The following is a 4,906-nucleotide window of genomic DNA, read 5'->3' on the forward strand; positions in this document are numbered from 1 at the left end:
GGCTCATTTCCTGGACGCCGTCCGTTGCCCTGGGGCTGTTAGTTCTTTTGATCTTTGGCCAAATACAGCCCAGGTTGGCTTTTTTGTTTTTGATGGCCTTTATTCTGCAATGGTACGTGAATGCCTCGTGGGGTTGCTGGTGGTTTGGCATAAGTTTTGGTGGACGGGCGTATATGAATTGCAGTTTTATATTCGCCTTTGGGTATGCCATGGTTTTTTATCTCTTGCGATCAAGGTTTGTGCTTAAATTTTTGCTGCTCGCTGTCATGGGAGGCTTGAATCTTCTCTTTGCCGCAGCGTTTGTTCTGGAAGTCGTCAGTAAAAACAAATCCAATGCGTTTGAGGCAATCTGGTCAATTCCCAAATTTTTACAGTTTTTTACATGAATCCAGTACGTTGTCTTTCAGTCATTGTTCCCTGTTATAATGAGGAAAAAACTCTGCGCCGGTCTGTCCAGCGTCTGTTGGCTGTTGAGACCTCAAGACTTTCGCTGGATATTATAATCGTGGATGATTGCTCCACGGATAAGAGCCCTGAAGTTGCCCGGGAACTGGAGCAAAAACACGAAAATATCCGCTTCATTGGGCTGGACAAAAACAGGGGCAAGGGCTTTGCCCTGCGCACCGGATTTGCCAAGGCCAAAGGCGATTTTGTGGCCATTCATGACGCTGATCTGGAATACGATCCCTTGGATCTGCCCAGGCTGGTGGCCATGCTTGAGGAGCACGGCACGGACGTGGCCTTTGGGTCCAGATATCTGAACCGGTCTTCGCGCCGGGTTTTGTCTTTTTGGCATTCATGGATGAACCGCAGTCTGACCACCTTGTCCAACATGTTCACGGATCTTGATCTAACCGACATGGAAACCTGTTACAAGGTCTTCCGCAAGGAAGCCCTGGACAAACTCGATCTCAAGGAAAACCGCTTCGGCATCGAGCCCGAGATGACAGCGGCCATTGCCCGAGCCGGGCTTACAGTTTCCGAGGCAGGAATCAGCTATGCTGGCCGGACCTGGGCCGAGGGCAAAAAAATCAATGCCTGGGATGGATTGCGGGCCTTGTACTGCATTTTTCACTACAACGCACCCAGCCTCCCAGCACCGGTGCAATTTCTCATCTACCTCTTTATCGGCGGTGTGGCGGCAGTGGCCAATTTTGCCTTTTTTGCCTTTCTGCTGCCTTTTGTCTCCTTGGCCACGGCCACAATCCTGGCCTTTATCGGGGCGGCAGCGGTCAATTATTTTCTCTCCATTGCCCTGCTTTTCAGACATAAGGCCAGATGGAACGCGTTTTCAGAAATTCTGGTGTACGGGGCAGTGGTCACGGTTGTCGGAGCCATTGATCTTCTCATGACCAAAGGGCTTGTGGCCACAGGGGCTACACCATATGGAGCCAAACTAACGGCCACGGCCGTGGGGCTGTTCCTCAATTTTCTTGGACGTAAATATTTTGTCTTCTGATCGATTGCACCACCACACTCCCGCGTCTTGACCATGACAACCGTTGCCTTTATCCCTCGACACATCCAGCGAGAGAGTCTGATCAATATCCATGTGAGGAGAAACCATGTCCGATACCGACCAGAACAAGAACCCCGAACACTGTCGCCCCGTGTACGTCGTTCAGGAACCCTGTGCCAACGATGACGAAATAGACCTCTTGGATCTCGTGGCCGTGCTCTGGCGTAGAAGATGGTTCATGATTTTCTTCACTCTGGCCACGACAGTCTTGGGCGTGGTCTATGCCTTGAGTCAGCCCCCGTATTATCTTGCCCGGACCTTGATCGCTCCGGGTATTGCCGGTTTTGACCCCCAGTCCGGGAACCCTCAATATTTGCCGACTCTTGCCGAAATGAAAGATTGGCTGGACCAGAAGGCCTATCTAGCCGAATTGATGACTCAAAAAGTTCCCGACGAACTCGGTGACAAGATCGATTCAATGGAAGTCAAGGCGGAACTCCCCAAAGGAGCTCAAATGCTTTCCGTGTCCGTACAGTCATCCTCACTAGAAGAGGGCAGGTCATTTCTGTCGTTGATTCTTTCCGCTCTCGAGAAAGACTCCAGGAACCTCGTTATTGGCCGACAGGAATTAAGCAAATCTATAGCCACCTTGGAACAGGTACTGAATAACTGGGATATGAAGGAAAACCGACTCAAAGATGACATTCTAGCCCTCAAACGCCAGGCCAACGTCGTCAAGTCGCAGATGGCCGCCCTGGAAAAGGATATTCACACCCAGCAGGAAGCCATTCTCAGGGTTGAAAAACAGATCGAGGCCGTGAATTTAAACAGTCAGGATCTCATGCGTCAACGCGACGAGATGCTCAAGGACCGCAAGACGAATGGCAACGACTTGGCACTTCTGATGTACACTAATACAATCCAGCAGAACATCAGCTATGCTTCCAACCTGGAGCAACGTCTGGACACCCTCAAAACCGGGTTAAACGAACGGAGTGTCCAGCTCAATCAAATCCAGACCAGGCTCAAGGACCTGGAATCGTCTATTTTGGACAAGGAAATCAATCAGACCAGGGAACTGGCTCTGAGCAAAAACGAACAGACGAGGGAACTTGATATTTTGAAAACCCGCCTCACCCAGCTTTGCCCGGTGACCGTGGTTCAACCCCCCATGGCATCTCTCGAGCCCGTCAAGCCCCAAAAAGCCATGATCGTGGCCCTGGCCGCTGTGGGCGGGGGCTTCATGTCCATCTTCCTGGCTTTCATCCTGGAATTCTGGATCAAGAACAGAGAACGGATCACCGGCTCGGCGCGATGACGGCTGACACATCCTTTTCATGGCCAAATTCTGGATAAGGCCATGCGCATCCTGGTCGACGCCATTCCCCTGAACAACATCGCCACCGGCATATCCCGCTACCTGCGCTGCCTGTACACGGCCCTGGGCCGGAATCACCCCAAGGCCGAAATCGCCTGGTTCGACGGACGAGGTCTCCGGCCGGACATGCCCCAGGGGCCAGCGGACCAGGCATCGTGGTCCCTCATGGCCCGGATCTTCTGGAAGCTCCCTCCCGGACTGGCCCTCATGGTCCGCATGGCCGTACACAGGCGCAGGCAAAGGGCCTTCTTTGGATTGGCCCAAGGCTTCGACGTCTATCACGAGGCCGGATTCTTCCCCTTTGCCGCCCCAAACGGGACGCGCACGGTCTTCACCCTGCACGACGTGTCCATCATGCGTTTTCCCCAGCACCATCCCCGGGAGCGGGTCCTGTACTATGACCGCTGTCTCGGCCCGGGCCTGGACCGGACAGACGCCTTTTTGACCGTGTCGGAATTCTCGGCCCGGGAAATCAAGGACGTTCTGGGTATCGATCGGAAGAGGATCACGGTCACCCCCCTGGCCCATGATCCCCAACTGTTCCGACCGGTTTCCAAACCGGAAATCGAGCGGGTCCGAACCAAACACGGCCTGCCCGAACGGTACTTTCTCTTCGTCGGCAGCGGCGACCCCCGCAAAAACACGGCCGTTCTGCCCAAGGCCCTGGCTAGGTCAGGGCTCGACATCCCCCTGGTCCGCGCCGGGTGGTCGGGCTGGGACAACGCATCCGGCCCCGGCCAGGTCATTCGCCTCGGCCATGTGCCGGACAAGGACCTGGCCGGCCTCTATGCAGGAGCCCTGGCCTTTGTTTTTCCGTCCATCTACGAGGGTTTCGGTCTGCCCGTGCTGGAGGCCATGTCCTGCGGCTGCCCGGTTCTCTGTTCGGATCGGGCCAGTCTGCCCGAGGTGGGAGGCGATGCCGTACTCTACTGCCGGGATCCGGAAAATCCCGGGGCCTGGGTCGAACCGATGCTCCGGGTGGCCAAGGACCGGGCTCTTCGCGACGATCTGAGCCGAAAGGGCCTGGCCCGGGCCCGGGAATTTTCCTGGAACCGGACGGCCGATACGACCTGGAAGGTGCTCAAAGGGAATAATCGCTGCCCGACATAGGCTGTTCCGGATCTCTCGTGTGCCAACGGACCTTGACCGGATGACGATTGCTTCATAGATTACATCGTCTGACATCGTTTGACATTGGAGGAAATTTCCATGGCCCAAATTACCGCTCGCTTGCCGGAGGATGTCCTTTCTTCCTTGGATGCCGCCGCAGCGCGGCTGCGCCGTTCGCGTGCCGAAGTGGTACGCCAGGCAGTGGAGTATTATCTCGACGATTTCGAGGACATCTCCCTTTCCATCGAGGCATTGCAAGATCCGGCCGATCCAATATTGGATTGGGAAAAGGTGAAGCGTGACTTACTCAATCTCGATTAAGCGGAGTGCCGCCAAGTCACTAGAGAGCATCCCCAAATCCGACCGTCTCCGCATCATTGAAACGATTGATTCACTGCGAAAGACCCCGAGAGCTGGATCCGCTCTGAAGGGCGAGTTCTCGGGATTACGCCGGGTTCGGATCGGCATGTACCGTGTGGTGTATGAAATCCAGGAAGCCCACTTGGTGATTCTCATCATACGCGTCGGTCACCGGCGCGAGGTCTATCGTTGACCATCGAGGCCGGCCTCCCCGGGGGGACGGGATTCAACCGGGCATTGGTGTGGCGGGCGGCCTCGCTGCTTGGGATATCGTTCATAGGACGTTCTGGACCTGTTGGGGACCAACGCACAGGAGCCGACCCCCTCTGCAAACCGGCGATTTCGGGCTCTATCGTGGCGTACGGTAAAGATCGTCGTGGTCCAGCACGCGCAACAGGCGGACGGATCGATTCCAGTCCGGGGCACCCGACGGGTTCCAGACCGAAGGCTCGAAGGACAGCCGGATGCGTTTGTCGACCCGCACGGACCAAGCCTTGGAGTCATCAATCTTCGGTGCGGAGACCCCTTCCTTCAGGTTGGGGAGGAAGCGCCGCCTCCTATTTCCTCTTGACATTTGTACAAAACTATTGCATATATGA

General features: G+C 55.3%; 5 protein-coding genes. All 5 read left to right on the plus strand.

Translation table 11 applies throughout. The features are described from left to right. Positions 1-382: 382 nt before the first annotated feature. The 5 genes from EOM25_12105 (at position 383) to EOM25_12125 (ending at position 4,500) form a co-directional block, all read left to right on the plus strand. Positions 383-1,459: a glycosyltransferase gene (locus EOM25_12105; GenBank protein NCC25916.1), complete on the plus strand. Its 1,077-nt coding sequence runs from the start codon at positions 383-385 to the stop codon at positions 1,457-1,459. Positions 1,460-1,565: 106 nt separating this feature from the next. Beyond that, positions 1,566-2,777, plus strand: a complete 1,212-nt coding sequence (locus tag EOM25_12110) for a hypothetical protein (protein NCC25917.1) — start codon at positions 1,566-1,568, stop codon at positions 2,775-2,777. A gap of 42 nt (positions 2,778-2,819) precedes the next feature. Further along, positions 2,820-3,947, plus strand: a complete 1,128-nt coding sequence (locus tag EOM25_12115; protein NCC25918.1) for a glycosyltransferase family 1 protein — start codon at positions 2,820-2,822, stop codon at positions 3,945-3,947. A 99-nt stretch (positions 3,948-4,046) separates the two neighbouring features. Further along, positions 4,047-4,268, plus strand: coding sequence for a ribbon-helix-helix protein, CopG family (locus EOM25_12120; protein NCC25919.1), 222 nt, complete (start codon positions 4,047-4,049; stop codon positions 4,266-4,268). After that, the gene (locus tag EOM25_12125; GenBank protein ID NCC25920.1) at positions 4,246-4,500 is read left to right on the plus strand and encodes a type II toxin-antitoxin system RelE/ParE family toxin; all 255 of its coding nucleotides are present in this window, start codon (positions 4,246-4,248) and stop codon (positions 4,498-4,500) included. The genes EOM25_12120 and EOM25_12125 overlap by 23 nt, the downstream gene beginning before the upstream one ends. Positions 4,501-4,906: the final 406 nt, after the last annotated feature.

It is taken from the genome of Deltaproteobacteria bacterium, from assembly GCA_009929795.1.
In the GTDB taxonomy this organism is placed as follows: Bacteria; Desulfobacterota; Desulfovibrionia; order Desulfovibrionales; family Desulfomicrobiaceae; genus RZZR01.

Bases quoted from the DNA above. Each gene is read 5' to 3' on its own strand.
- EOM25_12105 (NCC25916.1), top strand. From the start codon at position 383: ATGAATCCAGTACGTTGTCTTTCAGTCATTGTTCCCTGTTATAATGAG.
- EOM25_12110 (NCC25917.1), top strand. From the start codon at position 1,566: ATGTCCGATACCGACCAGAACAAGAACCCCGAACACTGTCGCCCCGTG.
- EOM25_12115 (NCC25918.1), top strand. From the start codon at position 2,820: ATGCGCATCCTGGTCGACGCCATTCCCCTGAACAACATCGCCACCGGC.
- EOM25_12120 (NCC25919.1), top strand. From the start codon at position 4,047: ATGGCCCAAATTACCGCTCGCTTGCCGGAGGATGTCCTTTCTTCCTTG.